At 36.5% G+C, this 25531-nt stretch carries 21 protein-coding genes; 11 read left to right on the top strand and 10 right to left on the bottom strand.

Annotated features, from left to right (window positions below):
* Positions 1-87: 87 nt before the first annotated feature.
* The 3 genes from JE46_RS12030 to JE46_RS12020 form a co-directional block, all read right to left on the bottom strand.
* Positions 88-1668, bottom strand: coding sequence for a sodium:solute symporter (locus JE46_RS12030; RefSeq protein ID WP_031455535.1), 1581 nt, complete (start codon positions 1666-1668; stop codon positions 88-90).
* On the bottom strand, positions 1665-2729 hold the full coding sequence (locus tag JE46_RS12025; RefSeq protein ID WP_031455534.1) for a Gfo/Idh/MocA family protein: 1065 nt from the start codon (positions 2727-2729) through the stop codon (positions 1665-1667). The genes JE46_RS12030 and JE46_RS12025 overlap by 4 nt, the downstream gene beginning before the upstream one ends.
* An 87-nt stretch (positions 2730-2816) precedes the next feature.
* The gene (locus JE46_RS12020; RefSeq protein ID WP_031455533.1) at positions 2817-5339 is read right to left on the bottom strand and encodes an L-rhamnose mutarotase; all 2523 of its coding nucleotides are present in this window, start codon (positions 5337-5339) and stop codon (positions 2817-2819) included.
* A gap of 407 nt (positions 5340-5746) precedes the next feature.
* Between JE46_RS12020 and JE46_RS12015 the strand changes: the two genes are divergently transcribed.
* Together JE46_RS12015 and pelA are read left to right on the top strand one after the other, a co-directional pair.
* A complete protein-coding gene (locus tag JE46_RS12015) occupies positions 5747-7435 on the top strand; it encodes a glycoside hydrolase family 28 protein (protein WP_031455532.1) in 1689 nt (562 codons plus the stop codon).
* Positions 7436-7508: 73 nt separating this feature from the next.
* Entirely contained in the window at positions 7509-8717 is a 1209-nt protein-coding gene (pelA, locus tag JE46_RS12010; protein ID WP_031455531.1) for a pectate lyase, read from the top strand.
* A gap of 63 nt (positions 8718-8780) precedes the next feature.
* On the opposite strand, the gene JE46_RS12005 is transcribed toward pelA, so the two are convergent.
* The 6 genes from JE46_RS12005 to JE46_RS11980 are packed head-to-tail and all read right to left on the bottom strand — an operon-like array spanning position 8781 to position 14294.
* Positions 8781-9614, bottom strand: a complete 834-nt coding sequence (locus JE46_RS12005; protein WP_031455530.1) for an amidohydrolase family protein — start codon at positions 9612-9614, stop codon at positions 8781-8783.
* Between the two features lie 5 nt (positions 9615-9619).
* On the bottom strand, positions 9620-10417 hold the full coding sequence (locus JE46_RS12000) for an SDR family oxidoreductase (protein ID WP_031455529.1): 798 nt from the start codon (positions 10415-10417) through the stop codon (positions 9620-9622).
* Positions 10418-10436: 19 nt separating this feature from the next.
* Complete coding sequence (locus JE46_RS11995) at positions 10437-11450, bottom strand: zinc-binding alcohol dehydrogenase family protein (protein ID WP_031455528.1); 1014 nt, start codon at positions 11448-11450, stop codon at positions 10437-10439.
* Position 11451: 1 nt separating this feature from the next.
* A complete protein-coding gene (locus tag JE46_RS11990; protein WP_031455527.1) occupies positions 11452-12306 on the bottom strand; it encodes a fumarylacetoacetate hydrolase family protein in 855 nt (284 codons plus the stop codon).
* A gap of 17 nt (positions 12307-12323) precedes the next feature.
* Positions 12324-13088: an SDR family NAD(P)-dependent oxidoreductase gene (locus JE46_RS11985; protein WP_031455526.1), complete on the bottom strand. Its 765-nt coding sequence runs from the start codon at positions 13086-13088 to the stop codon at positions 12324-12326.
* A gap of 18 nt (positions 13089-13106) precedes the next feature.
* Entirely contained in the window at positions 13107-14294 is a 1188-nt protein-coding gene (locus JE46_RS11980) for a glycoside hydrolase family 88/105 protein (RefSeq protein ID WP_031455525.1), read from the bottom strand.
* Positions 14295-14580: 286 nt separating this feature from the next.
* Between JE46_RS11980 and JE46_RS11975 the strand changes: the two genes are divergently transcribed.
* The 8 genes from JE46_RS11975 (at position 14581) to JE46_RS11940 (ending at position 23478) form a co-directional block, all read left to right on the top strand.
* Positions 14581-15720, top strand: a complete 1140-nt coding sequence (locus tag JE46_RS11975; protein ID WP_031455524.1) for an ABC transporter substrate-binding protein — start codon at positions 14581-14583, stop codon at positions 15718-15720.
* A 4-nt stretch (positions 15721-15724) separates the two neighbouring features.
* Complete coding sequence (locus tag JE46_RS11970; RefSeq protein WP_031455523.1) at positions 15725-16867, top strand: CaiB/BaiF CoA transferase family protein; 1143 nt, start codon at positions 15725-15727, stop codon at positions 16865-16867.
* A gap of 4 nt (positions 16868-16871) precedes the next feature.
* Complete coding sequence (locus tag JE46_RS11965; protein ID WP_031455522.1) at positions 16872-18011, top strand: CaiB/BaiF CoA transferase family protein; 1140 nt, start codon at positions 16872-16874, stop codon at positions 18009-18011.
* Positions 18011-19234, top strand: a complete 1224-nt coding sequence (locus JE46_RS11960) for an extracellular solute-binding protein (RefSeq protein WP_031455521.1) — start codon at positions 18011-18013, stop codon at positions 19232-19234. The genes JE46_RS11965 and JE46_RS11960 overlap by 1 nt, the downstream gene beginning before the upstream one ends.
* Positions 19235-19236: 2 nt before the next feature.
* A complete protein-coding gene (locus JE46_RS11955; RefSeq protein WP_031455520.1) occupies positions 19237-20301 on the top strand; it encodes a Gfo/Idh/MocA family protein in 1065 nt (354 codons plus the stop codon).
* 212 nt (positions 20302-20513) lie between these two features.
* Positions 20514-20954: a MaoC/PaaZ C-terminal domain-containing protein gene (locus JE46_RS11950; protein ID WP_007809657.1), complete on the top strand. Its 441-nt coding sequence runs from the start codon at positions 20514-20516 to the stop codon at positions 20952-20954.
* 21 nt (positions 20955-20975) lie between these two features.
* The gene (gene fucP / locus JE46_RS11945) at positions 20976-22280 is read left to right on the top strand and encodes an L-fucose:H+ symporter permease (RefSeq protein ID WP_031455519.1); all 1305 of its coding nucleotides are present in this window, start codon (positions 20976-20978) and stop codon (positions 22278-22280) included.
* A 91-nt stretch (positions 22281-22371) separates the two neighbouring features.
* A complete protein-coding gene (locus tag JE46_RS11940) occupies positions 22372-23478 on the top strand; it encodes a pectinesterase family protein (protein ID WP_051872873.1) in 1107 nt (368 codons plus the stop codon).
* 58 nt (positions 23479-23536) lie between these two features.
* On the opposite strand, the gene JE46_RS11935 is transcribed toward JE46_RS11940, so the two are convergent.
* The gene (locus JE46_RS11935) at positions 23537-24307 is read right to left on the bottom strand and encodes a response regulator transcription factor (RefSeq protein ID WP_031455517.1); all 771 of its coding nucleotides are present in this window, start codon (positions 24305-24307) and stop codon (positions 23537-23539) included.
* A gap of 106 nt (positions 24308-24413) precedes the next feature.
* Here JE46_RS11935 and JE46_RS11930 point away from each other — a divergent pair, with 106 nt between their 5' ends.
* Positions 24414-25166, top strand: a complete 753-nt coding sequence (locus tag JE46_RS11930) for a DUF1349 domain-containing protein (protein ID WP_031455516.1) — start codon at positions 24414-24416, stop codon at positions 25164-25166.
* The last annotated feature ends 365 nt before the right edge of the window (positions 25167-25531 follow it).

Raw genomic sequence — 25531 nt, 5'->3', positions numbered from 1 at the left:
TATTTACTTACTTTTTTTACATCAAAGCATAAAAAACGCTCCCTTAAAAAAGAAAGCGTTCTTGTAATTATATATTTAAGAAACTATTTAATTCCCATTAAAAAACAAATACAAACTCAAAATCACCAACCCCAACAAACCAAATAAAAGCTTCACTTTTTTACTCGTTTTAGGAATATCCCTTTCATCTGAAAAATTAACTTCCGGATTTTTATCCACTAAAGAAATTAGCACTGCAGCAATTAAAAGCACAGCAAAAATGTAAAACGAAATCAATAAAAAGTGTGGCCAAACCGGGTATTTATCTGCCGGGAAAATCCATAAATACAAAACTCCTACGAATAAACTAAAGGCTGAACCCCAGGACAAAGTAGCGTTTACAGCTTTTTTTGTGGTGCGTTTCCAGAAAACACTCAACAAAAACACCACAGATAATGAGGGTGCCAAAAAGCCCAAAACTGCCTGAAAGATGTTGAATAAATTCTGCCCCTTGATATTGTCAATCGCAATAGCAATCAGGATCGCAAACACACAGCCTGCCCCAATTGTCAATCTTCCGATTTTGATCTGTTCTTTGATAGATGCCGTCGGATTCATTTTCTTTACATAAATATCATTAGTAAAAACGGTACTCAACGCATTCAATGAGGAACCAATTGTTCCTACCAAAACGGCAATCATCACACAAATCACCAAACCGTTCATGCCGCTTGGAAACAAATTGGTGACCATGGTCATATAAGCTAAATCGGAGTTTTCACCCAATTCAGGAAACAAAACAGAACACAGGATTCCCGGTAAAATAAACAACGGCAAAGCCATTACTTTGAGCCAGCCAATAAAGTTTACTCCCAATTGTCCCTGCTCCAGATTTTTAGCTCCCAAAACACTCTGCACCATCGATTGGTCGGTACAAAAGAACGCTACTGCAGCCACAGGATATCCCAATAAAATAGCAGGCCACGGATAATGAGCATCATCGGCAGGCTGTACCAAATTCCAGAAATTAGAAGGTGTTTTGGCAATTAAAGCTTCGATGCCACCAACTTTCTGCAAACCTAAATACGATAAGGTAAGCGAAACGACAATCAATAAAATCATCTGGAAAACATTCACTTTGGCAATGGCTTTCAATCCTCCAGCGTAAGTAAAAATTCCAGAGAAAATCACTAAAACGGTCACACTCTGCCACATCGGAATTCCCAAAATCTGGCGTACCAAAATTCCTCCGCTGAACAAACCCAACGACAGCCAGCTTACCAAAATTTTCACCATCGCATACCAGGCCAAAATCGTCTGGGTACTGTCGCCATAGCGTTTCCCCATATATTCGGGCATCGTACTGACTTTACTCGCTATATATCTCGGCGCAAAAACAATGGCTAAAAGCAACAGAAAAACAAAGGCATACCATTCGAAATTTCCGGCAACAATTCCGGTGGCGTAACCAATACTGGCAAAAGCCAATAAAGACGAAGGCCCCACATTGGTCCCCCACATATTGAATCCGATGTTGTACCAGTTCAGGGAATTTCCCGCCATAAAAAGCGTTTCATTCTTCTTACTTTGTTTCACGGTCACCACATAACCAATGACCAATAAGGTCACCAGATAAATAGCTACTATTATAAAATCTAAGGTTGTTAACTTATCGTAGATACTGTTCATAGTCCGTATTCGTTAAGGACGTCAGCAATTTTTACTGGCAGACCGGTTTGTAAAGATTTATCCATTGCCTGTAATAATGCCACGGTTCCGATGCCTTCTTCCATATTTGGATAGGCTTCAAAATTCTGTTCAATACTGTCCACAAAATATTCTAAATAATTTTGGTATTCCCCGCCATGATGGCTCTGCCCTTCAAAACGGAAATAATATTTTATAGTGCTGTCGCCCCAGGTGATTACTTTTTCTTCACCGGTTTTGTCCGTAACGGCATAACGCAATTCGTGATAATCGGCCTGACTCGCGCCTTCTGTTGCTCTTAAAATTGTACTCATTCCGCTGTCTCTTTGGGCTGGTTGAGTCGGTGAAGTATAGACTCCACTTACTCTGGCAATTCTTCCATCTGTAGCTTTGAAAATAAAATGCATCGTATCTTCGTTTTTTAAGCCTGCAACAGCTCCGTTACTGCTGATCATTCCATACCCCATTACTTCCTGAATATTTGGAAGATACCAACGAATGAAATCAACAGGATGGCTCAAACCTCCATACAGCCATTTGAAAGACTGCAATAATGACCATTCTTTCTTTAAAAACCATCTGTGATCTGCGTGATATTGAGCTTCAATCGTAATTAAATCACCGATTAATCCGGCTTCATAATCTGCTCTTTGTCTTTTGGCCGGTTCGAAGAATCTTGAACTTTGTCCGATGAAAACCTTTTTACCGGTTGTTTTGCTTAATTCCAATAGTTCTTTGGCATCCGAAAGATCATCGATAAACGGTTTGGTACACACTACGTGCTTTCCTGCCAGCAAAGCCTGCTTTACGTGTTGAGCGTGCAGATGGTCCGGCGTATAAATCGCGATGATGTCAATGGATTCATCGTTTAATAAATCGTCGTAATTAGTTGTGTATGAATGAAAATCGAATTCTTTTGCTCTTTGCTTGCAGATTTCTTCATTTCTGTCGCACACTTTTACAAGTTCTAATTTTGAACTTTCTAAAGCGGCCGACATCGTGCTACGTCCTTCTCCAAGTCCTAAGATTGCTATTTTTAACATGAGGTGTGGTTATTTTAGATTGTTAGTTTTTTTTCTCGCAGATTACGCAGATGGAGCAGATTTTTTCTTTATTCTTTACTCTTTATTCTACTTTTTCTCTTCTGCTTTAACTTTGTTCAGGAAAATCCAAACTTCTCCCGGTTTTGCGCCTTCGATTCCGGTCTGGTATTTTTTCATTAAGTTGTTCCAATCGTCTACACGCGGATTGTTTTCAGTTGTTTTCGGATTCAGTTTATCCAGACTTTCTCCTTTCGGGATGCTGATGATTAACATTAATTGTCTTCCGTTTTTGAAAACCTGTAACTGCTGAAAATCGGCGTTGCAGAAACCTTTGGCGATTTCCGGCCATTTTTCGAATTGGGTGGTATGATAATCCACGTATTCTTTTTGCAGTTTTTCATCTTCGACTAAATTGGCTGTCAAAATAATATTCTCCCATTCGGATGCTACTTTTATGTCTTTGCATCTTTGAAAATTCTGGAAATCATACACCGGATTTTCGTAGATTTTTATTTCCACTGCTGGAAAAGCCAAAGCCAGTTTACGTTTGGTTCTTTCAGGTTGGTTCATTAATCCGTAAATTACCAGATGGTTTTCCCATTGGTACAATTCTTCGCCTACAATTCGGAATCCTTTTATTGTTGACTTGATTTTTTCGATATCCAGATCTTTTCCAATTACTTCAATCGCAACCGATTTTGGCATTTCCTGTAATCCCCAGGCTTCGTCAACGACAACTTCTTTCGCTAATAGGTTGTTGTATGGCGCACGAATTCCGGCATTTTCTTTGATTTTTGGATCTACAAAAGCATAATTGTCCTGCCAGATATTTCCTTTCGGGCCATTGTTGTTTTTCAATATTTTCTGAATTGGAATCCAGTTGTTTTTAATCGTAAAGCCCTGACTTCCTTCATCGGTATACAAATACAGCCATAAAAACGGGTCGTGTGCATACGGACTGTTGTAGACTTTATCAATATAGTTTTCTTCTATCCGGCTGTCCGGTTGTGAGGAAAGCGTATAAATTCCGGCTACATCGTGTAAATGTTTGGCGTAATGATGAATTTTATTTCGCTGAATTTTATTGTTACGCATCACGTTTTCGGTGTGCGTCCAACCCCAACCCATTGAAATACCGCTGTAAGCCACATCCGAAATTTCGTTATGTTCAATCGTCAGATTTTTTATAAAACCGGCAGCAATTCCCAAACATCCCCAATCTTCATTGGCAACATTAGTAATCAGGTTATCCGAAATCAATTCATCCGAACAAACTACTCTTTCATCTTTTACAGTATAAGGCAAATGCGCTTCAAAAGATTCTTCGGAGAAAACACCCAGATTAATTCCGTTTCCGCCAATGTCTTTGAATAAATTTCCTTTGACGATATTATGATTGGTTCCTTTATGCAGATCCAATCCTGTGGAAGATAAATGCTCAAAAGTACAGCCTTCGAAGAGGGTATTATTGGCATAATTTACCTCAACAGCAGCTCTTGGTCTTCCCACCCAGCCCTGATTTTCCAAACTCGCCTGATTTGGAGTTCCGGGAGTTTTTAATTTATAAGCATCCAGTAAATACATTCCCGCCTGCAACGGAACGTGTCCCTGTTGTGAAGGACGAAACCAGTTGCTGTACTGAAATGAAATTCCTTTGAAATTAAAATGATGTACCGGAGTATCCAGAGTACCTTCAATTTTTACCAAATTTTCCAAAACCGGTGCAGTTACTTTAGCAGAAGCCAAATCTTCTCCTTTTCTTGGAATGTAATAGATTTTACCTTTTTTTCTGTCTAAAAACCATTCTCCAGGTTCATTCAGCATCGAGATTCCGTTGTTTAAATAGAATGCTGAATTTCCATTGTTTTTAGAAATCCACGGAGCAGGCCAAGGGTGTTCGCTCTGAATTTTGCTTTCCGGCTGTTCGAATGAAAGCCTTGCGCTGTCTTTAACTACTTCAATATTTTTGATTCGAAGATTGGCAATCGCCCACCATTGCACGATGTACATTTCCATTCCAGGCTCAAACTTAACCGATTTATCTTTGAAAGGAATCCAGCAGGTTTCGGTTGCTGCATCCCATGACAAAATTCTGTCCATTTTATCTCCGGCAGTGTTCTTGGCTCTCACGGCTTTTTTGCCATTCACCCATAACTGACGGTAATTTAGAATTTCACCTGCCTGCTGTGGCGCATCGGCCTCCCAAATTATTCCTGTTTTTAAACCGTTTATAGCAAGTGTTGATTTTTTCCAGTTCTTGATTTCGATTCCTCCACTTAAAATGGGTTTAGCATTTGCATCCGCTTCAATAGTGGTCGGACTCTCAGCTGTTCCGGAATCTTCTGGTCTTATAAATAAAGGTTCGTTTAAAGAATACATACCGTTCATTACAATAATACGGATTCCGTCTTTTATTGATGCATCTTTTAATCTTCGCAGTTCTCTTGCTTTTCTTACTGCCATCTGAACGGTTGCCAAGGGACTGGCCTTTGTTCCGGGATTGGTATCTTTTCCTTGAGGGGAAACCCAAATTTCGGCTGCATTCAGTGAGAATGTGCAAATAGTTATTAAAAAGATAATTAGAACTTTTGTCAAAGTATTTAAACGCATTTTTTTATTTTTTAGGTAAAGCCGTAAAGGGTTTTATTTCTTAACAGTATAAGACTTGCAAATAAATGTATTTTTTACACTTTTACCAAATGAAGGTACAATTTAACAGAACACAAAAATATAAGTGTCCTGTACCTTCCTGCTTCTATTTAGGTATCTGGCATCAGTGCGTATAAATGAAAAATAGCAAAAAACATTGCAATTAACTTACAGACAGTCATAATCGTTTTTTTACATCTATTAAATATATTGTAAATATTTTTTATAAATTTGTGCAATCGATTACATTATTGTATTTTCGTTTTTTTACGAAACTTATTTTACAATTTGTAAAAAAAGTATTATCAAGATAAACATATCGTACTATTTTGATACCTAAAAATTAAACTTTAACTAATTCAATAAGAATGAAAACTAATCCAACTAACTTTTTTCGTATGCTTTTGGCTGTTTTGGCAGTAAGCTGTTCAGGAAATATGATAGCACAAAAGTCAAAATCCAATGACACTTATGCGAACATTGAGTTTAAAATGCCGAAGGTAAATGAGCCAAAAATTCCGAAAAACACGGTGAACCTAAAAGATTTCGGTGCAGTAAATGGCGGATATGTTTTAAACACAAAAGCTTTTGAAGATGCGATTAATGCGCTTTCAAAAAAAGGAGGCGGAAAATTAATCATTCCTCCGGGAATCTGGTTAACAGGTCCAATCATTCTAAAAAGTAAAATAGAATTGCATGCACAAACCGGTGCTTTAATCAAATTTTCACCAGACAAGAGTTTATATCCAATAATTGAAACCAGCTTTGAAGGTTTGAATACCTGGCGTTGTATCTCTCCTCTTTACGGAAAAAATCTTGAAGATGTTGCCTTTACCGGAAATGGTGTTTGGGATGGTTCCGGCGAGGTTTGGAGACAAGTTAAAAAAAGTAAACTGACAGAAAGCCAATGGAAGGCGTTTGTGAATTCAGGTGGAGTTCTTAACGAAAGCAAAACAAGCTGGTATCCATCAGAAACCTTTATGAAAGCTTCTGTAGGGGCTGATCAAAATGTACGTCTGGATTTAAAAACAAAAGAAGAATTTGAAGCTATTCATGATTTTCTTCGTCCTGTATTGGTAAGCATTCAAAACAGCAAAAGAGTATTGTTTGACGGACCGGTATTTCAAAATTCTCCGGCATGGAACATTCACCCATTAATGATTGAAGATTTAATTGTTCGTAATGTAATGGTTCGTAACCCTTGGTTTTCACAAAATGGTGATGGACTGGATGTAGAATCCTGTAAAAATGTTATCGTTGAAAATTCAAGTTTTGACGTAGGAGACGATGCCATCTGTATTAAATCAGGAAAAGATAAAGACGGTCGTGATCGTGGAGTTCCTTGTGAAAATATTATTGTAAAAAACAATATTGTGTATCACGGACACGGAGGTGTAACTGTAGGAAGTGAAATGTCCGGAGGTGTAAAAAACATGCACGTTTCTAATTGTACTTTTATGGGAACTGATGTGGGATTGCGTTTTAAAAGTAACCGTGGACGCGGAGGTGTTGTAGAAAACATTTTCATTTCTGACATTTTCATGACCGATATTCCGTCTCAGGCGATTTCATTCAATCTTTATTATGGAGGAAAATCTATAGCAGAAACTTTGGAAGAAGGCGGTGATAAAATTGTGAATCAAAAGATGCCTGTAGATGAAAAAACACCACAGTTCAAAAACATTTCGATAAAAAATGTAACGATCAAAGGTGCGCAACAGGCCGTATTTTTACAAGGACTACCTGAAATGAATCTTGAAAACATCGAAATCTCTAATCTGATTGCAAAAGCAGAAAAAGGATTTACTATTGTTGATGCTAACGGAATCAAAATTCACAATGCAAAACTGGATATTGAAAAACAAACTGTAATTGAAATTTACAATGGTAAAAATATGTCTTTCAAAGATATTGAACTGAATTCGACAGCTTCTAATGCTATTACTATTAATGGAGAAGCTACTGAAAATGTTGAATTTGTGCCTTCATCAAATTCAGATTTTGCCAAGAAAACAGTTATTGGAGAAACGGTTCCAAAATCTGCAGTAAAACTATAGGTGATTAAACTATTTTGCTTCTGTTGGGTCTAAGTCTAAAAACAAACACAACAGGAGCTCATCAAAAATTACTATGAAAACATTACAAAATCTGTCCAGAAATAAGAGCTTATTATTTGGCATCCTACTCACCTCCTTTTCGTTTCTTCATTCAGGCGCTCAATCTGAAAAAGACAAAAAGACGACTGTAATCAGTACAAAACCATTTAGCGACAGTATGAATCACTGGTATGGTATTGCCGATAAAAACAATATTGTAAATCCGATTCCGAATCAGCCGAAATATGAAGAATCCGAATACACTAAAATAGCGGATAACATCATCTATTTTCAGCGCGATAATGGTGGATGGCCAAAAAATTATGACATGCGTGCTATTTTGACAACTGAACAGATTAATGATATTGTAGGTTCAAGGTCTGTTTTGCATACCACTTTTGACAACGGTACCACTTATACTCATGTCTATTACCTGGCGCAGGTTTATACACTGACTAAAATAGAAAAATACAAAACTGCCTGTCTGAAAGGAATTTATTTTATTTTGGAAGCCCAATATCCTAACGGTGGATGGCCTCAATATTATCCTCTGGAAAAAGGATACAGCCGCCATATTACTTTTAATGACGGTGCTTATATGGGGATTATGAATTTGCTGGATAAAATAGTACAGAACGATCCTAATTTTAGTTTTATAGATGCTGAAACAAAAAACAAAGTAAATACAGCTTATGAAAAAGGAATTGACTGCATTTTAAAAACACAAATTTCTGACCATGGGAAACTTAGTGCCTGGTGCCAGCAACATGACGAGGTAACATTACTTCCTGTATGGGCGAGAAAGTTTGAACCGCCAAGTGTCAGTAATGCAGAAAGTGTTGATATTGTCTTATTTTTAATGAAAATTGAAAATCCGAACGAACAAATTATCAGATCGGTACAAAGCGCGGTTAGATGGTTTGAGGATTCTAAAATATACAATACCAGAGTAGAAACTTTTGAAGCTCCGGAGTTTGATTCAAAATTCAAAAAAGTGAAAGACGACCGTCGTGTTGTAAACGATCCTACAGCACCGCCAATCTGGACACGTTATTATGAATTAGGAACCGGAAGACCTTTGTTTTGTGACAGAGACAGTGTGTACCTTTATTCATTGGCAGAAGTAAGCCGAGAACGTCGAAGCGGTTATGCATGGTACACGTATAACCCAGAAAAAGCATTGAAAAAGTATCCGGAATGGCAGAAAAAATGGACTCCTGAAACAGATGTTTTAAAAAAATAAAAACATAAAAAAAGCGTGAAATATTAAATTCACGCTTTTTTTTATATTCAAATATCATTCTTCTTAATCATGGATTTTATAAAATGATTTTGCGTTTTCAAACCAAAATTTATTCTGATCTTCATCTGAAAAAGGAGCTAAATAATCTTCTACAGTTTTGACTAAATTAGTATAATCTGAAGCTACATTGCAAACCGGCCAGTCGGATCCGAACATTAATTTATCTGCAGTGAAGTTTTCAAAAATCACATCCAGATACGGTTTTAAATCGGATGGTTTCCAATTGTTCCAATCGGCTTCCGTCACCATTCCGGAAATTTTGCATTTTACATTTTCGAATTTTGCAATCTCCTTAATTCCTTTTTTCCAGGATGCAATCTCACCCGATTTTATATCCGGTTTTGCAATATGATCAATGACAAACTTTTGTTCAGGAAATGATTTTACCAAATCGATTGCAGCCGGCAGCTGACGATGGAAAATCAAAATATCATAGGTAAAGTCAAACTGTTTTAAAGCTGCGATTCCGTTACGAAATTCATTTCCAAACATAAAATCATCCGGTTCTCCCTGCACAACATGCCGGAACCCTTTTAGCTTTTCAAATTGAGAAAAATGTCTCAATCGTTCTGAAATGTTTTCTGCCCTTAAATCAATCCAGCCCACAACTCCTTTTATGAAATCATTTTTTGAAGCGAGATCCAATAAAAAATTGGTTTCTTCTTCAGACTGACTTGCCTGAACCGCTACGCATCCCGAAAATTGATTTTGGGAAAGCAATGGCGACAAATCTTGGGGTAAAAAATCCCTTTGAATCTTTTTCATAGAATTATCAATCCAGCTATCCCTAACCGGATCAAATATCCAAAAATGCTGATGGGAATCAATTCGGTTCATACCTATTAATTTACATCACTGATTAAAGCACGGTCCAAATGCACATAACCTCCTTCTACAAAAACAAATTGTCCCGTAGTATGAGAAGAACGATCTGAAATAATAAAAAGCGCCGTATCTGCAATTTCTTCTGTTGTAGTCATTCTGGACTCAAACGGAATACTTTTATTTATTTTTTTCAAAACTGCTTCACCATCCGGTACTGTTTTGATCCAGTCTTCGTATGCAGGTGTATAGCATTCCGCTATAATAATGGCATTAGAACGAATTCCGTACTGAATCAAATCTACAGCCCATTCTCTCGTAAGTCCAAGAACACCGCCTTTTGCAGCCGCATATCCTGAAGTCCCACCTTGCCCTGTCAAAGCTACTTTTGAACCAATATTCAAAATATTACCTTTTGATTCTTTTAGGTATGGAAGTGCAAATTTCACGAGCAAAAAGTAACTTACCACATTAAGCTTTAATGAATCCATAAACTCTTCGTAAGTAGCATCTAAACCGGCACCGTCATTTACCCCTACATTATTAATCACGACATCTATCCTGCCGTATTTTTCAACAATTTTGTTGACTGCATTTTGCATTTCATCAGGATTGGTCACATCCGTTTGTACAAATAAAGAATCGATTCCTTTTTTCTGAAAAGCTTCCGCATAACCAAAGCCTCTGCTGTTTCTGTCAACCAAAACCGGAATAGCACCTTCATCAGCTAATCGATTGATGATGGTCTCACCAATACTTCCTTCTTTTCCTGCCGATCCTGATACGACTACAATTTTACCTTTTAAATGTAAATCCATAATATTATATTTTTCAGAATTAATTTAATTCTATAATTGCTTTGATAGTATTGTTTTTCGGATCAATCCATTTTCCAAATTCACTGATCATATCCTCAAAACCAGCTCTGTGTGTAATGTATTTTTTCGGATCGATTTTACCTTCTTTCAGACATTTCATTACATATTCAAAATCTTCGATAGTCGCATTTCTGCTGCTCATCAAAGTAGATTCCCTTTTATGAAAATCAGGATGACTGAAACTCAATTCTCCTTTTTGAAGTCCCACCAATACGAATCTTCCGCCATGCGAAATATAATTAAAAGCACTGTTCATCACTTTTTGGTTTCCTGTCGCATCAATGACTACATTCGCCATATCGCCGTTGGTCAGTTCAGCTAATTTTGCAGCTACATCATCATTCAGCGGATTGATGGTTTCATCTGCCTGAAGTGCTTCTTTACAAAAGTTAAGGCGATATTCGTTGATATCCATCACAATCACTTTGGCTCCCGCAATTTTAGCAAACTGAATCAATCCTAATCCAATAGGTCCTGCACCCATTACTAAAACAGTGTCGGTTGCTTTTACAGCGGCTCTTCTTACTCCGTGCGCTGCAATTGCTAATGGTTCAACCAAAGCCAGTTCGTCATAATCCAAACCTTGTCCGTGCAATAAATACTGTTCCGGAATCGTAACATACTCGGCCATTCCGCCGTCAATATGCACGCCGAAGACTTTGATATTGGCACAACAATTAGTCAGACCATTTCGACAGGCCACACATGTTCCGCAGCTGAAATAAGGAATAAAAGTTACTTTATCGCCAGGCTCAAAACCTTTTGCATTTCCTTTAATATATTCGGCAGCCAGTTCGTGACCTAAAATTCTTGGGTATTCAAAATAAGGCTGTGTTCCTCCAAAAGCATGAATATCGGTTCCGCAAACTCCTATTCTTCTAATTTTCAAAAGTACTTCTCCCTCTTTTGGTTCCGGCATTGGTTTTTCTTTGATTAGAAACTCCTGCGGTTTTTCGCAAACAATATATTTCATTTTATTTAGAATAAGCTTTAGCTACTTGTCTACTTGAACCCAAACCGTCCATACCCAATTCGATAACGTCGCCCGGTTTGATATAGATTGGATCCGGCTTAATTCCTAATCCAACTCCCGGAGGCGTTCCTGTACTAATGATATCGCCAGGAAGCAAGGTCATAAACTGACTTAGGTAATGCACTAAAAATGGAATTTTGAAAACCAGATTAGAAGTATTACTGTTTTGGAATTTCTTTCCGTTAACTGTCAGCCACATTGGTAAATTATTCACATCGGCAATTTCATCCTGCGTAGCCAAAAACGGTCCAAGAGGTGCGAAAGTATCACAACCTTTTCCTTTTGCCCATTGTCCGCCCATTTCGATTTGGAAAGCTCTTTCGCTGTAATCATTCAACAAAGCATATCCTGCTACGTAATCTAAAGCATCTGCTTCTTCTACATAACTTGCTTTTTTGCCAACCACAAATGCCAGCTCGATTTCCCAGTCAGTTTTTTCACTGTTTTTTGGGATCACCAAATCATCATTCGGACCGCATAAAGAAGTGGTTGATTTGAAAAAGATAATTGGCTCTGTTGGAATCGGAGCTCCTGTTTCATGACAATGATCTACATAATTCAGACCGATACAGATTATTTTTGAAGGTCTCGCAACCGGAGAACCTAAACGTACATCTGCTCCTACTTCCGGTAATGCCGGATTACTTTCTAAAGCTTTTTTTAATTTTTCCAAACCATTGTCTTCGAAAAAAGCTTCGTTAAAATCCGAAACAATTGAAGAAACATCATATCTTTTTTCTCCAATAATAACACCCGGTTTTTCTTGTCCGGCAGCTCCAAAACGTATTAATTTCATTTCTTATATATTTTTAATTAGTTATTTAATTTTATAAATCCTCCATCGATAGGATAGTCACTTCCCGTAATAAATCCTGCTTCATCACTGCATAAGTAAAGGGCTAAAGCAGCAATTTCGTCCGGTTGTCCCATACGCCCGATTGGTTGTGACTTAGACAACTTTTCAAAAATTTCAGCTTCTTTACCCGGATAGTTTTTATTGATAAATCCATCTACAAAAGGAGTATGCACTCTGGCAGGCGAAATCGAATTGCATCGAATCCCTTCATCAATGTAATCTCTTGCAACTGATAATGTCATAGCCATTACAGCACCTTTAGCAGTTGAATAAGCAAAACGATCCTGAATTCCAACCCATGATGCAATAGAAGCCATGTTCAAAATCACACCTCCTTTTGACAATTGAAATTGTGGAATTGCGGCATATAAACAATTGTAAACTCCTTTTACATTTACATCCATCACCCTTTGGAAATCGATTTCCAAAGTTGTCCCTACTTTCCCCACATGGGCAATACCGGCATTATTAATCAAAATATGGATATTTCCAATTTTTTCAAATGTAGCAACAACCTCTTTTTGATCTACTACATTGCAGGCATATGAAAATACTTTTCCTCCCAATTGCTGTATATCAGCAACCGCATCCTGAGCACTTTCTGTTGTTAAGTCAATAATGTGAATTTCTGCTCCCTGTTTTGCAAATAAAGTAGCGATTGCTCTACCTATTCCGCTTCCTCCACCCGTTATGACTGCTTTTTTATTTTGTAATGAAAACATATATATTTAATTTTTTAATTATCGGTTTAATTCTAAAGCCGCCAGAATAAAGGGTCCGGTTACTTTAGGGTCATTATCTTTCCTTCTTTCATTAATATAATATTCGTAAGAGCCATCACGATAAGGCTTCCCTCCTAAACCTGCTACTGCGCAGGCATTCGTAATTTCAATTTCCCCGTTTGGATATACTTTAACAAATTTTGAAGTCATACCATCAAAGGCTTTTTCAGCAATTATTTTGAATTTTTTAGGCAGATATCCTTTTTTAGCTCCCTTTGCAAAAGCATATGCAAACATAGCCGTACCCGAAGTTTCTAAATAATTACCTTCACGGGTTCCCATATCAGTAACCTGATACCACAATCCTGACTTATCCTGAAATTTCACTAAGGCATTCGAAATATTGTTTAAATACAAAATCAGTTCTTTTCTTTTTGGATGATCTTTAGGAAAATAATCCAGTACATCAACCAATCCCATCACATACCAGCCCATTGATCGCGACCAAAAGTTAGGCGAAACTCCGGTTTCTTTGTTTGCCCATGCCATTTCTTTGCTCTCATCCCAGGCATGGTACAACAATCCTGTTTTTGCATCTGTTGCCTTTTGCTGAATCAATTCAAATTCATGAGCAACATCATCTAACTTAGCTCCATTTTCGAACGTAACGGTATATTCTGCATAAAATGGTTCTCCCATATACAAGCCATCCAGCCACATTTGGTTGGGATATATTTTTTTGTGCCAAAAACCACCACTTGGGGTACGAGGCTGTTCTTCTAATTGTTTACGCAAAGTCTGCATCGCAACTAAATATCTTTTGTCTTTAGTTTGCTCATAAATGTCGAACAAAATTCGTCCTGTAGGTATGTTATCAATATTAAAGGACTCATACTTATATGTTTTAATATTTCCATCGGCATCTATCAATTCATCAGCATATTGTTTGGCGTAAGCCGCGTATTTTTCATCATTTTTTTTCTTGCCTAATTCCTGAAAAGCATACGTAACCAAACCATGAACATAACTGATGTGTGCTACAGGAGCATCATCAAGCATATACGATTGAGGGTGACGCTGCATTAACGTTAATGCCATTCTTTCTGACCATTTCAGCTTAGTGGAAATTGTATTTTGAGCATTTGAAATTGTTGTTACAAAAATCAGTAACACAATCATTTTGGAAAGAAAAGAAGTTTTAAGCATAATTGCTATTTTAAAAATTGTATTTTATGTAATTTAACGCAAAAATAAATGTGATTTTTACATTTACAAATATAAAACTTAATATTAATAACAACGACATATTTTAAAAATCAATACTCAAAAACAGATATAATCAAAAGCAATATCACATTTTAGCTGTAATTTGTATAAAATATAAAAAAGCATTGCCCGAAATGTCAAAAAACAAATATATAATCATGGCATTTGAATCTAATTTCTATATTTGTAAATGTGAAAATCACATTTATTAAATCAGACTATCAAAATGAAAAAACTAAAAGGGATTACGTGGAATCATACTAGGGGTTTATTACCAATGGTTGCCACAGCTCAACGTTTTACAGAATTAAACCCGGACATTGAAATTAGCTGGGAGAAAAGAAGTTTACAGGAATTTGCAGATGCTTCCATAGAAGATTTAGCCAAAAGATTTGATTTATTAGTTATCGATCATCCATGGACAGGATTTGGTGCCGATACCAAAACAATTTTGCCCTTATCAGATCATCTTTCTGCCGAATATATAAAAGACCAGGAAATCAATACTGTTGGTAAATCTTACGGAAGTTATGTCTTTCACAATAAATTATGGGCTTTGCCAATTGATGCGGCAACTCCGGTAGCAGCTGCCCGATTGGATATTTTAGAAAAACAAGGATTAAAAGTCCCACAGACCTATGATGATTTATTGGCTTTAGCGAAAAAAAGATTAGTTGCCTTTGCAGGAATTCCGGTAGATTCCTTAATGACATTTTACTCTTTTTGCTGTAGTTTAGGCGAAGACCCTTTTCAATCACAGGAAAAAGTAATTTCTGTGGAAACAGGAAAAAAAGCTTTACAGATGCATCGTGAACTTGCTCAATTAATGGATTCGGCTAATTTTAACCGTAATCCGATTCAGGTATATGAGGCGATGGTCAATTCAGATGAGATTGCTTACTGCCCTTTTGCGTATGGCTATTCTAATTATTCACGAATTGGTTACAGCAAAAACTTATTGCATTTTTATGATTTGGTAAAATTGAATGACAATCCAATGATCAGTTCTTTAGGAGGAACAGGGTTAGCAGTTTCATCCTTTAGCCAGCATATTCCTGAAGCTATTAAATATGCTGAATTTACAGGATCATCACAGGTACAACAGAATATTTTTGCTGATAATGGTGGACAGCCAGGACATTTGCAGGCTTGGAAAAATGACAGAATCAATGGTATAACGCATGATTATTTCAAAAATACTTTACCGGCTTTAGAAAGAGCTTTTTTAAGACCAAGATATTCCGGACATATGTATTTTCAGGATCATGCAGGTGATGTGGTTCGTGATTATTTAATAAATGGCGGTGATGAAGAATCTGTTTTGGAAGTAATGAATGGACTATACATAAAGTCTTTAAACTTATAACAGCATGAGACCATTAGAAGGATTAGTTGTATTGGAGTTTTGCCAGTTTTTGGCAGGACCTTCTGCGGGATTAAAATTAGCTGATTTAGGAGCAAGGGTTATAAAAATCGAGCGTCCTGTAAAAGGTGAAGCTTGCCGCCAGTTGAGCATCAAAGATCTTTTTGTCGATGACAGCAGTTTGTTATTTCATACCATTAACCGAAATAAAGAATCTTTTGCAGCCGATCTTAAAAATCCTGATGATTTGGTTTTAGTCAAAAAGCTAATCGCCAAGGCAGATATTATGACCCATAATTTCAGACCGGGTGTGATGGAAAAAATCGGACTGGATTTTAAAACAACTTTAAATATTAATCCAAAAATGATTTACGGAACCATTACAGGTTACGGAGACAAAGGTCCTTGGGCAAATAAACCGGGACAGGATTTGCTTTTGCAGTCACTTTCGGGATTAAGCTGGCTAAGCGGCAGGAAAAGTCAGGGACCAGTTCCTTTTGGTCTGGCTGTAGCCGATTTGATGTGCGGGAATCATTTCGTACAGGGAATTTTGGCTGCTTTATTGAAAAGAGCTAAAACCGGAAAAGGAGTTTTGGTCGAAGTTAGTTTATTGGAATCGGTCTTAGATGTTCAGTTCGAAGCTATTACTTCTTACCTAAATGACGGCGGACAACAGCCCCAAAGAAGCGATGTAAAAGGAAGTGCTCATGCTTTTCTAAGCGCTCCTTACGGAGTTTATCAAACTAAAGACGGGTATATTTCTCTTGCAATGGGCGATTTGCTTTTTATTGGAAGTATTTTAGAAATCGATTTCCAAAAATACACTGATAAACATAAATGGTTTTCTCAAAGAGATGAAATCAGGGAATTATTAGCCGAAAAACTGAATACCCAAACAGCAGATTATTGGATTGATGTGTTACAAAAAGAAGGAATCTGGTGTGGAAAAGTACTCAATTACGAGGAATTAGACAGCCAGCCTTTTGTAAACGAATTACAATTGAAACAAACGGTAAAAAATTCTGCAGGAGAAAAATTGGTTACTACCAGAAGCCCTATACAATTAGACGGAGAGATTTTAACCAGTACCAAAGCAGCTCCTAAAGTGGGAGAAGATAACGTAATAATACACGAACAATTTTTAAACTAGCAGGATGAAACCATTAGAAGATTATTTAATAGTAGATTTTAGCCAGTTTCTTTCCGGTCCCTCAGCCAGTTTGCGCTTGGCAGATCTGGGTGCCCGTGTGATAAAAATTGAGAAACCGGGAACAGGCGATATCTGCCGAACCTTATATACTTCTGATTTGATTATGAATGGAGAATCATCTGTTTTTCATACCATCAACAGAAATAAAGAATCATTCGCTATTGATTTCAAACAACCGTCAGAGCTTGAAAAATTAAAAAAATTATTGGCCAAAGCCGATGTTGTCATGCATAACTTCAGACCAGGAGTGATGGAACGCGTTGGTTTGAGTTATGATGAAGTCAAAAAAATCAACCCGAATATAGTGTATGCCGAAATTTCGGGTTATGGCACTAAATCCGAACTAAAAGATTTACCCGGACAGGACTTACTATTGCAATCTTTGACAGCCTTAACCTGGTTAAGTGGAAATCAGGAAGATGGCCCCGTACCAATGGGATTATCAATTGTGGATATGTTGGCGGGAGCACATCTGGCACAAGGAATTTTAGCTGCTTTATACAGAAAAGCAACTCATAATATTGGAGCAAAAGTTCAGGTAAGCATGCTGGAATCGGCTTTTGATTTTCAGTTTGAAACCATTACAACTTATTTTAACGACGGTGGTGAATTGCCTGTCCGAACAAAATCCAATAATGCACATGCTTATTTAGGCGCGCCTTATGGTATTTACAAAACTGAAAACGGCTATTTAGCTCTGGCTATGGGATCCATTCCTGTTTTGGCTTCGCTATTGAGATGTGATGAATTATTACAGTTTCCAGAAAACAAATTTGAACTGCGAGATGAAATTAAAAACATTCTGGCTTCTCATTTGCAAACTCAGGAAACCCAATATTGGCTGGATATTTTAGAGCCTGCTGATATTTGGTGTGCCAAAGTTCTGAACTACAAACAGCTTTTTGCCGAAGAAGGATTTCAGGTTCTAAATTTCATACAAAGGGTAGAAATGCTGGACAGCTACAACTATAAAACAACCCGATGCCCCATTAGGATTGATGGAGAAATTTTCACATCGAGTAAAGGTTCCCCAAAATTAGGACAGGACAATGAGCGAATTATTAAGGAATTTATAGAATCGTAATGGAAAAAATAAGAATCGCTGTCCGGAAATTTGATCCTTTTGAAACGACACTTCAAAAGCTGTGGGTTTTATTCTGCCTTCAAAACAATATTCAAATTGAAGCAGAAATGGTACCGCTCGAGCTTCATGATTTGTATGAAACCACTATTACAAAAAAAGGTTTGAAAGAAGGTAAATGGGATATTGCACACCTCAATACCGATTGGATTTATGATGCTGTACACGAAAAAGCGGTTTTGGATTTGTATTCTTTTATAGCAGCAAATCCACCTGAAAATTATCCTTACGGCTGGCATAAATCGCTTTTAAAATTGCAGCAACTGGATAACGGCACTTATGGACTTCCGTTTCATGATGGCCCGGAATGTCTGATTTACAGAAAGGATTTATTCGAAGACCAAAACGAGCAGGAAAATTTTAAAAAGCAGTATGGTTACGAACTTTCCACACCAAAAACATGGAAAGAGTTCGTAAAAATTGCTTCTTTCTTTAATCGGCCGGAAGAAAATCTTTACGGCTGCATTTTTGCCAATTATCCAGACGGACACAACATGGTTTTTGATTTCTGCCTGCAATTATGGACACGTGGCGGATCATTAATCAATCACAAAAATCAAATCAGCGTTCACAGTAAAGCTGCAATCGAAGCTTTGGATTTTTACAGAAAAATGGTGAACGATCCAACTGCTGTTCATCCAAAATCAAAAGAATTTGATTCGGTTCAGGCTGGTTTGGCCTTCGCCAAAGGAGAAGCTGCAATGGCTATCAACTGGTTCGGATTTGCTTCGATGGCACAAGTGATTGAGGAATCGAAAGTAAAGGGAAAAATTGATATCACTTCACTCCCTTCCGATCCGAATCATAAAACGGCTTCTTTGAATGTGTACTGGTTGTATACTATTGGCTCAGGAAGTAAACATAAAAAACTGGCTTACGATTTTTTACGTTATGCAACAACTTCTGAAAGTGACAAATTATTAACAAAAGAAGGCGGTATTGGTTGTAGAAAATCAACTTGGAAAGATGAAGAAATTAATGCTTTAATACCATTTTATCATAAACTGGAAATGCTGCATGAAAATGCATTTACCCTTCCACAAACCCCAATTTGGCCAAAAGTGTGTGAGTTTATCGATCATATGATTTTAAAAGCCATTAACAGCGACATTCCTTCAGCACAATTATTAGAAGAAACACAAAATAATATTCAAAAAATAGAATAAATATGAATATTCCATATAAACCTTTATTGCCCGAAACAACGCAGCCGATTATTATAATTGGTGCAAGTGGTATTGTAAAAGATGCTCATTTGCCTGCTTATAAAATGGCTGGCTTTTCCGTTTTTGGAATTACAAACAGAACAGTAGCAAAAGCACACACAATGGCGGAGGAATTCGGCATTCCGAATGTTTTTGAAAACGTAGCCGATGCTGTAAAAAATGCTCCTTCGAATGCTGTTTATGATATTACGGTATTACCTGATCAATACATCGAAATATTAGAACAATTGCCAGATGGTGCTGCAGTTTTGATTCAGAAGCCAATGGGAAATGATTTGGCGCAGGCCAAAGAAATTGTAGCTGTTTGCGAAAGAAAAAAATTAGTAGCAGCGATTAATTTTCAGTTGCGTTTTGCTTCTTTTGTAAGTGCAGCGCGTTATATGATTGATCAGGGAATTATTGGAGACTTGTATGATCTGGAATTTAAAGTAACTGTAAACACTCCTTGGGAATTATTCCCATTAATCAAGGAACATCCAAGATTGGAGATTCTTTTTCACAGTGTGCATTATATTGACTGCATTCGTTCCTTTATGGGAAATCCAAAAGGAGTCTATGCAAAAACAACCAATCATCCTTTAAAGAAATTATCATCTTGCCGTTCTTCCATTATTTTGGATTATGGAGATTCGATGCGTGTGGTTATCAACACCAATCACGACCATCATTTTGGCCCGAAACATGAAGAAAGCTACATCAAATGGGAAGGAACAAAAGGAGCAATTAAAGCCAAAATGGGCTTGTTGATGAATTACCCTGACGGTATGCCGGACGAATTTGAAGTTGCTTTGGAAAAAGATGGTACGTACGAATGGGAAAAAATCAATTTGGAAGGTTCCTGGTTTCCGGAAGCTTTCATTGGTACTATGTCAAATTTAATGCGCTTTAAGGAAGGTTCTGATGACAAATTATTAGCAAGCGTTCAGGATGTTCTGGATACCATGAGAGTTGTAGAAGCCTGTTACATCAGTAATGAAAAAGGAGCAATTCCACTAAAAGACTTATAAAATCGAATCCCGCGTTAACGATTGAAGCGGCATCTCCCGATTTAGAAAAACAGAGCTTTTTAGCTCTAGATTTTCTTAGTCGGGAATACAGCGGAAAGCGTGTTAAAACGCCCAAAAAATTATAAATATAGTGATTAGTGAAAAGTCATAAGTAATTAGCAGTTGAGCCAATCACTAAGGATTAATCACTAAGGACTAAAAAAACTAAAAATATGTATTTCAAATCCACATTTTTCGAAGACTATCAACTTAATGATAAAAGAGTTACATTAGGCAGAACTATTACAGAAACCGATTTTGTAGTTCACGCTGGACATACTGGCGATTTTTTTCCGCACCACATGGATGAAGAATGGTGCAAGACACAACCTTTCGGTCAACGAATTGCCCATGGAACAATGGTTTTCAGTATTGGAATCGGTTTGACTGCTTCTGAAATTAATCCGGAAGCTTTTTCTAAAGGATACGACAGAATGCGATTTGTGAAGCCGGTTCATATTGGAGACACTATTCATTCAGAAATTACGATTTCGGAAAAAGGAGAAGCCAAAAAACCGGATATGGGAACAGTAACCGAACACGTAGAAATCATCAACCAAAGAGGCGAAGTAGTTCTGGTATGTGATCACCTATTATTAGTAAAAAAGAAATAATTCTAAAATAAAAATCTAACTATGCAAGTAACTAACCAAACAGGCGACCAACACGAAGTACCAACAGAAGGTGGAAAAGGAAATCAATATCTTTTGCCTTTCATTTTAATTACCAGCTTATTTTTCCTTTGGGGAATGGCGCACAATCTGGATTCTATTTTGATTCCACACTTAAAAAAAGCTTGTGAATTAAATAACAGTCAATCTACATTGATTGATACCTCCGTATTTTTTGCTTATTTTATTATGGCAATTCCCGCCGGAATGCTGATTAAAAGATTTGGCTATAAAAATAGCATCATAATAGGATTATTAGTTTTTGCCTGTGGAGCATTTCTTTTTGTACCTGCTGCAAATACAAGAACGTACGAACTTTTCCTTTTGGCCTTGTTTGTTATTGGTTGTGGACTAACCATTCTGGAAACCAGCGCCAATCCGTATGCTACTATATTAGGACCTGCTGAATCATCTTCCAAAAGATTAAATTTAGCTGCTTCTTTTAACGGATTAGCGGCTATGATTGCCCCAATTGTTGGTTCACTGTTTATTCTTTCAGGAACAAATCACACTCCGGAACAAATGGCAGCTATGCCAGAAGCAACAAAAGCTGCTTATTTATTAGGGGAAGCTTCGGCTGTGAAATTACCTTATATCATTTTAGGAAGTGTATTGGTATTGGTTGCTATCTTATTTTATTTCATGCATTTACCTTCAATGAAACCACAACATTCTGAAGTGGAAGTAAAACCGGGATTTTTCTCTGTTTTGAAATTCTCTCATTTGAGTTGGGCTGTTGTAGCACAGTTTTTTTATGTTGGCGCCCAGGTTTGTATTACGAGTTTCTTCATTCGAATTGCACAGCAAGGAGCTGGATTAGATGAAAAGACAGCCGGATATTATCTTGGAATTTATGGTTTTCTGTTTATGGCAGGACGTTTTATTGGAACTTTCTTTTTGAAGTTTGTTAAAGATTATGTTCTGCTTTCTATATATTGTGTCGCCAGTATTTTACTTTGTTTAGTAGCTATTTACGGTTCTGGAATTGTAGTTATTTATGCTTTAGGCGGAATTGGATTCTTTATGTCAATTATGTTTCCAACTATTTTCTCTTTAGGATTGGTAGGTTTAAAATCAAATACAGAAACGGGTTCATCATGGCTGGTAATGTCTATTGTCGGTGGTGCTATACTACCTTATGGAATGGGAACATTAATCGACATGAAACACGATGATATTCAAGCGGGATACATTATTCCTTTGGTATGTTTTGTAATCATTCTTTATTTTGGAATATTTGGACATAAAGTAAAAAACAGCATTTCTTAGTTATATTCAATTATTTTTATAAATTTCCAAGGTGTAAAACAATTTATTCCTTGGAAATTTTATTTTAAAACTTTATCATTCATAATCTAACATGAAAAAAACTTTACTTACTTTTTATTTCTTACTTATTAGTTTTAGCGCACTTTTATACGCCCAAAAAAACAAAACTGCTTATGATATTGTAGTAGCTGCTGATGGAAGCGGTAATTATACAAAAGTTCAGGATGCTTTTAATGCTGTACCTGATAATAATTCTAAACGTACCGTTATTTTTGTAAAGCCAGGTGTTTATAAAGAGAAACTAAAATTAACCTCAGGAAAGAAAAATGTTTCCTTAATTGGCGAATCGTATAAAAACACAATTCTCACTTACGATGATTATGCTGAAATTGCAGGAGGAACAAGCAAATCATTTAGTGTATTAATTGAAGCAAATGATTTTTTTGCAGAAAATATAACTTTTGAAAACACTATTAGTAGTGAATTGCCACAGTATAAAAAGGGCGGTCAGGCTGTAGCTTTGATGGTAAATGGTGACAGGGTTATTTTCCATAACTGTAAAATGAGTGGTTTTCAGGATACATTTTACCTAAAAGCTAACAAAAGAACCTACATTAAAGATTGTATAATTGATGGAACGACAGACTTTATTTTTGGCGCAGGTATAGCCTTGTTTGAAAATTGTGTTATCCAATGCAGAAAAGACTCATACATCACTGCCGGAAATCATGAAGCGGGAAAAAGTAAATATGGTTTTGTATTCAAAGATTGTGTCATAATGAAATATCCTAAAGCAGACATTTCAAAAGTGTCTCTTGGAAGACCATGGGGAGCCGGTGCCAATACTGTTTTTATCCATTCGTATGAAGAATCAATTATAATACCTGAAGGATGGTCGATCTGGTCTAAAGATCCGGAAAATAAAGTCTATGACAACTGGAAAACTTCTTTCTATGCAGAATATGATTGTTTTGGACCCGGCTCTGATACAGATAAACGCATTTCATGGTCTAAACAATTGAATAAAGTCGAAGTCTCTGAATACACAAAAGAAAAAATATTTGCAGCAAACACTACAACCGCAAATAAACTCGAAGGAGATTGGAATCCAGTAATTGAAAAAGACAAATGTAATTCTGTTTTACCTTCTAAAAAAGCCAAAAATGCGGATTCAAATTTTGAAAAAGCATTTAACTAAAAAAATAAAGAAAAACCTTTAAGCCCGTGAAGCTTAAAGGTTTTTCTTTATTTTTTGATTATACATTTATCAGCCCCATAACAAAAGCTGTTTTTAATGCTTCTGTCGTATTGGCAACCTGCATTTTCTGAATTATATTCTGTCTGTGACGACGAACAGTATAAACTGAAATATTTAAAATATTTGCAATCTGATCACTATTGTTTCCCTTTGCCACGTGAGTCAGGATTTCTAATTCTCTTTTAGAAAGCAGGGTTTCTGTATAAGGTTTATATTTTTCTGATGTTATTGTTTCTCCTGTCTTAATATTTACAATTTTACCATCAATTCCGGTTTGAAATCTAAAATTAGTCGATGGTGCATATAAACACAATGCAAATAAAACACTTCCATTGCGTAATTTTTTAAGATACATAGTACGATGATTTATATAATTCATATTTTTATCATCAGAAAAACGCAGACGACTAAAAGTACTGTAATTTCGATATTCTTCATCAGGCAGGTTTTTCAGGTATTGAAAAAAATGAAGTTCTAATGCATGACGTTCGATTACATCCTCCGAATTTAACTTATCGAATATACAATCTTCAAAAGCCGAATCGATAAATAAATCCCCTAAAGGGAGTCCTAAGAATTTACCGAAATTACCCGCATATATATAACTGCAGTCAGCCTGAAAATCCGAAAGTACCGCCACACATTGCTCTATAGAAACATAAGCAGCAGCCATTTTTTTATAATCTTCAATATCGAGTATATTTCCATCCAAAAATGTTTGCTGTAATAAAGTAGACGTTAGCCGATCTTCGATGGATGTATTTGCCATAGTTGTTAAAATAAATGGTTAATTTTAGGTATTGCCGTTATTCGAAGCAGCATGTAAATTTGAGAAACTAAGTTAGACTATTTATATCCCTTAACAAAAAACATTTATGAAACCTAAATTTCTTATCTACTGCAGCCTTTATCAAATTATTCTATTTTCAGCTTGTAATAACATTTCTAAAGAAAATAAAACAGTTGAAAACACTGATCCTACAACAAAAGACTTGGCAATAGTACGTGGAATTCCATGTGATATAAAACTAAGCCGAATTCATTTTACCAAGTCAATTAATGGTGCGGATACCTTAGCAAAAGTAGATGCAAAAGAAAATATACTATTTCATGTAGGAGAGAAAAAAGATTATTTCTCGGATCCGAATAATAAACTCTCAAATAATTCAGCACCTATTCTTTTATCTAAATTAGATAACACAAAACCATTTACATTAACAGCAAAGGTAAGTCCGGAGTTTACTAAAAGCGGTTTATACAATGCCGGAGTTTTATATTTATATGTAAATGACAATTTTTATCAAAAATTTTGTTTCGAACAAGATGAACGTGGCAATCACAGAATTGTAACTGTTCGTACCATAGGAACTTCTGACGATAACAATCATGATATTATTGAAGGGAAAACAGTATACATGAAGATTTCATCCGATACAAAAACTGTGGCAAGCTATTATTCAATTGACAACAAAAACTGGCAAATGGTCCGTTTATACAAGAACAACTATCCTTCAGAAATCTGGACAGGAATTAGTACCCAATGTCCGGTCGATAAAGGAACCACAAGTTATTTTGAAGATATTAGCTTAGAACAAAAAAGTGTAAAAGATTTTCGTTTAGGGATCTAAAAAACATTAAAATTTTTATAACAACAGCGGATCTATAAATGATCCGCTTTTTTTAGCATCATATCTAAATCATTGATGTATTATGATTTAGATTTGAACATTTTGTATCTGTTTTTATAGCTTTTCCCTATGGGGCGGGCTTTACGGTGTATCTTTCGTTCAGGCAGTTTTGGTATGATACAGGATATAAGGGCTCACAAAAGGATGCCCCTTGCATCCCTAGCGCAGTAAGGGACACCGGGAAGCTTCAGTTTTTAAGCAAGTAATTCCATTAAGCAAAAAAACTCCAATCAGCCATAGCCAATTGGAGTTTCAGTACTCAGAGCGGGACTTGAACCCGCACGGACATTGCTGTCCACTGGATT

Origin of the sequence: Flavobacterium chungangense LMG 26729 (assembly GCF_000735715.2) — a bacterium.
Lineage (GTDB): Bacteria > Bacteroidota > Bacteroidia > Flavobacteriales > Flavobacteriaceae > Flavobacterium > Flavobacterium chungangense.
The sequence above is the reverse complement of the archived record's forward strand: the minus strand, read 5'-3'. Positions and strand labels throughout refer to the sequence as shown.

Bases quoted from the DNA above. Each gene is read 5' to 3' on its own strand.
- JE46_RS12030 (WP_031455535.1), bottom strand. From the start codon at position 1,668: ATGAACAGTATCTACGATAAGTTAACAACCTTAGATTTTATAATAGTA.
- JE46_RS12025 (WP_031455534.1), bottom strand. From the start codon at position 2,729: ATGTTAAAAATAGCAATCTTAGGACTTGGAGAAGGACGTAGCACGATG.
- JE46_RS12020 (WP_031455533.1), bottom strand. From the start codon at position 5,339: ATGCGTTTAAATACTTTGACAAAAGTTCTAATTATCTTTTTAATAACT.
- JE46_RS12015 (WP_031455532.1), top strand. From the start codon at position 5,747: ATGAAAACTAATCCAACTAACTTTTTTCGTATGCTTTTGGCTGTTTTG.
- pelA (WP_031455531.1), top strand. From the start codon at position 7,509: ATGAAAACATTACAAAATCTGTCCAGAAATAAGAGCTTATTATTTGGC.
- JE46_RS12005 (WP_031455530.1), bottom strand. From the start codon at position 9,614: ATGAACCGAATTGATTCCCATCAGCATTTTTGGATATTTGATCCGGTT.
- JE46_RS12000 (WP_031455529.1), bottom strand. From the start codon at position 10,417: ATGGATTTACATTTAAAAGGTAAAATTGTAGTCGTATCAGGATCGGCA.
- JE46_RS11995 (WP_031455528.1), bottom strand. From the start codon at position 11,450: ATGAAATATATTGTTTGCGAAAAACCGCAGGAGTTTCTAATCAAAGAA.
- JE46_RS11990 (WP_031455527.1), bottom strand. From the start codon at position 12,306: ATGAAATTAATACGTTTTGGAGCTGCCGGACAAGAAAAACCGGGTGTT.
- JE46_RS11985 (WP_031455526.1), bottom strand. From the start codon at position 13,088: ATGTTTTCATTACAAAATAAAAAAGCAGTCATAACGGGTGGAGGAAGC.
- JE46_RS11980 (WP_031455525.1), bottom strand. From the start codon at position 14,294: ATGCTTAAAACTTCTTTTCTTTCCAAAATGATTGTGTTACTGATTTTT.
- JE46_RS11975 (WP_031455524.1), top strand. From the start codon at position 14,581: ATGAAAAAACTAAAAGGGATTACGTGGAATCATACTAGGGGTTTATTA.
- JE46_RS11970 (WP_031455523.1), top strand. From the start codon at position 15,725: ATGAGACCATTAGAAGGATTAGTTGTATTGGAGTTTTGCCAGTTTTTG.
- JE46_RS11965 (WP_031455522.1), top strand. From the start codon at position 16,872: ATGAAACCATTAGAAGATTATTTAATAGTAGATTTTAGCCAGTTTCTT.
- JE46_RS11960 (WP_031455521.1), top strand. From the start codon at position 18,011: ATGGAAAAAATAAGAATCGCTGTCCGGAAATTTGATCCTTTTGAAACG.
- JE46_RS11955 (WP_031455520.1), top strand. From the start codon at position 19,237: ATGAATATTCCATATAAACCTTTATTGCCCGAAACAACGCAGCCGATT.
- JE46_RS11950 (WP_007809657.1), top strand. From the start codon at position 20,514: ATGTATTTCAAATCCACATTTTTCGAAGACTATCAACTTAATGATAAA.
- fucP (WP_031455519.1), top strand. From the start codon at position 20,976: ATGCAAGTAACTAACCAAACAGGCGACCAACACGAAGTACCAACAGAA.
- JE46_RS11940 (WP_051872873.1), top strand. From the start codon at position 22,372: ATGAAAAAAACTTTACTTACTTTTTATTTCTTACTTATTAGTTTTAGC.
- JE46_RS11935 (WP_031455517.1), bottom strand. From the start codon at position 24,307: ATGGCAAATACATCCATCGAAGATCGGCTAACGTCTACTTTATTACAG.
- JE46_RS11930 (WP_031455516.1), top strand. From the start codon at position 24,414: ATGAAACCTAAATTTCTTATCTACTGCAGCCTTTATCAAATTATTCTA.